The organism is Halobacillus sp. (genome assembly GCF_049282395.1).
Taxonomy (GTDB): domain Bacteria; phylum Bacillota; class Bacilli; order Bacillales; family Halobacillaceae; genus Halobacillus.
The window spans coordinates 1-2412 of the sequence record NZ_JBAPTY010000298.1 but is presented as its reverse complement, the minus strand read 5'-3'; the positions used below and the strand labels follow the sequence as shown (position 1 = coordinate 2412).

At 41.3% G+C, this 2412-nt stretch carries 2 protein-coding genes and 1 pseudogene; 2 read left to right on the top strand and 1 reads right to left on the bottom strand.

The window, feature by feature from the left end; genetic code table 11:
- Positions 1-728, bottom strand: a 728-nt coding sequence (locus WAM07_RS12920) for a PTS transporter subunit EIIC (RefSeq protein ID WP_422167446.1), incomplete at its 3' end; no start/stop codon positions are given.
- Positions 729-961: 233 nt separating this feature from the next.
- Between WAM07_RS12920 and WAM07_RS12915 the strand changes: the two genes are divergently transcribed.
- Complete coding sequence (locus WAM07_RS12915) at positions 962-1912, top strand: nuclease-related domain-containing protein (RefSeq protein WP_422167445.1); 951 nt, start codon at positions 962-964, stop codon at positions 1910-1912.
- Between the two features lie 68 nt (positions 1913-1980).
- A pseudogene (locus WAM07_RS12910) lies at positions 1981-2115 on the top strand (SDR family oxidoreductase); the annotation flags it as partial.
- Between the last annotated feature and the right edge of the window lie 297 nt (positions 2116-2412).

Sequence of the window (2412 nt, the reverse complement as noted above, 5' to 3'; positions counted from 1 at the left end):
CAAGCTGCTGGAAGGCCTACCATCATGACAGGATAGAATCCAGCTAAAAAGTAACCTGCATTCGGATCTCCATTTAAAAACCGATTAATTTCACCTTTCACAACTTTCCCAGATTCCATTGTAAAGGTGCCGAAATCAAACCATATAAGGGTATTCAACACGTGGTGGAGCCCTACGGGGATAAGTAACCGGTTGAGTACTCCGTACACACCTACTCCAACTTCTCCAGCATTTAATATCCAATTGGCCGTAGCGTCAAGAACGTACTGGGGATAAACCCATAAGTACCCGAGAACAAAAGAAAGAGCAACCATAGTCAAAGAGGTTATGATTGGCACAAACCGCTTCCCTCCAAAGAAAGACAGGAACTCTGGAAATTTAATATCATAGAAGCGATTATAGAGCATACCAGCAATTACTCCGGCAATTATTCCCGAAAAAACCCCCATATCAATATCATTATTAATCGCCTTAATTCCTTCTTCCAGAACTAGAACTCCAATGGCTCCAGCTAAAGCTGCTCCTCCGCTTCCATCTTTAGCAAACCCCATCGCAATACCTATGGCAAAAATAATGGATAGGTTGGTAAGAATTCCATTTCCAGCTGCTGTCATAAATGGAATATCAAACAAATCCTCCATACCTAATCGGACGAGTAACGCGGCAGCCGGAAGTGTAGCAATTGGAAACATTAACGACTTACCAATTCGTTGTAGAAAACTTAACATGTTTGTTCCTCCTCTATATTCAAGTCGTCGATTTTTGAAACCGCTTTATAATTAGAGGATACCACCACCTTATATAGTTGTCTATACCAATTTGAGTAGTATACGAAAAATCTTTGATAAAATTGCAGAAATTCGATTAAAAAGTGGAAAAATTAGAACTTTGTATTACAGGAAGGAGTTTCCATAAACCTCATGGAATATAGAAATAAACATTTTGAATGGAGTTGATGTTTTTGTTTACTAAACATCTATCAAAACCTTATTATCTCGATCAATTGGAATCTGCTTCCAGACGCATCGCGATGACTCATCATAAACATTCAGAAATCGTGCATTGGCGAACCCAATTATCGTCCAATTACTATGGAGAAAAAAAGATTTTACCTGTATTGACGCATTTATCTTCCAAAGAATCCCGCATATTTTTTGACCTACGTCTCCCGCTCCCTGATCACACCTATTGTCAAATCGATGTTCTTATTATCACTCGAAATTTTGCCCTTATTTTAGAAGTTAACCATTCACCCTTGCCAAACCTGACAAAAGATTACCGATTCATGCATGTGAATGAACGGATAGAATCAAGGATGCCAGACCCTCTCTCTCAAGCAGAGCTTCAGGCCCATCAATTAACCTACTGGCTAACAATGGCTGGGTTTCAAAGTATTCCGATCCACTATTTCGTCGTTTTAACCAGTCCTGCTTCCTTCATCCATCCTTCTTATGGATCTAACAGTCAAATTGTACATTTAGACCAGCTTTTAACAGCCTGCCAATCACTAAATAATGTCTACACTTCCTCTCAGTGGGAAGAATATGAGCTAAACCGATTATGCGATCATCTGGTGATCGAACATACCCCTTACCAGCCTTTTATTTTAGACCGGTTTCATCTTAAAAAATCAGATATTCTGCAAGGTGTCATCTGTCCACAGTGTAGGGCTCTTCCAATGAAACGACTTCACGGACGATGGTATTGTAAAGCCTGTCATCATACCTCAAGAAATGCTCATGTAGAGGCTTTAAAAGATTACCAGTTTCTTTTCGGTGAACGAATTACAAACCAGCGGGCATGCGCTTTCCTTAAGCTTGACTCCAGTACGGCAGCTCTTCAAATATTAAATGAAGTAGCCTGTGAAAAGTCAGGATTAAATAAAACCCGTTATTATGTATTCAATCAGTAAACATTTATGATGCGTTCTCTTGAAAAGGGTTCAGCCCTGACGATGCTGAAGCAGCTAAAAAGCAACAGACCAACGCCATTCCACTGAATCGTTATGGCGAAACGGAAGACATCGCAAAAGTCGTTCTTTTCCTTGCTTCTGACGACAGTCGCTTTGTTACCGGCAGCCAGTACCGCGTGGATGGCGGCATGGGTGCCACTTGATCATAAAAAATGGAGCCTATGAGGCTCCGTTTTTATGTAGCCTCTGATTAATTCAATAATCTTAAACTAAAGCTCCCGTTTATTTAAGATCAGTTTCAAGATAGTTGGGCTCCGTTGCCTAGAAAGGACTAGGGTTGGTAGGGAAATAACTCGCTTTCCTATGGGGGAACGGTGAGCTTCCTCGCTCGTTTCACTCCCTGCGGGATCTCACCTAGTCCCTTCTCCCATGGGAGTCTCGCCATTTCCCCACCAACCCAACGCTAATTAGGTAAACGGACCCTTCTTTAGAAGTTCAGG